The sequence below is a fragment of the Bradyrhizobium sp. NBAIM08 genome (genome assembly GCF_020193935.1).
Lineage (GTDB): Bacteria > Pseudomonadota > Alphaproteobacteria > Rhizobiales > Xanthobacteraceae > Bradyrhizobium > Bradyrhizobium yuanmingense.
Genome location: NZ_JADYVR010001397.1, coordinates 1 through 380 on the forward strand (window position 1 = coordinate 1; position 380 = coordinate 380).

General features: G+C 64.7%; 1 protein-coding gene. It reads right to left on the reverse strand.

The features are described from left to right. The coding region (locus I6F37_RS45110; RefSeq protein WP_225155145.1) for a phosphoadenosine phosphosulfate reductase family protein at positions 1-380 on the reverse strand (380 nt) is incomplete at both ends.

The following is a 380-nucleotide window of genomic DNA, read 5'->3' on the forward strand; positions in this document are numbered from 1 at the left end:
GTCCCACCCGTGGCTGGCGGTGCGGAACGAAAAGATCCGCTCCTTCGCGCGGCTCTTCTCCTCGTCGCGCCGGGCACCGCCGAAGGCCGCATCGAAGCCGTACTTGTCGAGCGCCTGCTTCAGCCCCTCGGTCTTCCACATATCGGTGTGCAGCGGACCGTGATCGAAGGGGTTGATCGCTCGCTCGGTCGCTTCGGGGTTCTGGTAGACGAGCAGTTCCATGCCCGATTCTGCGGCCATGCGATCGCGCAGCGCGTACATGTCCTTGAACTTCCACGTGGTGTCGACGTGGAGCAGGGGAAAAGGCGGCGGCGCGGGAAAGAACGCCTTGCGCGCCAGGTGCAGCATGACCGCGCTGTCCTTGCCCACCGAATAGAGCA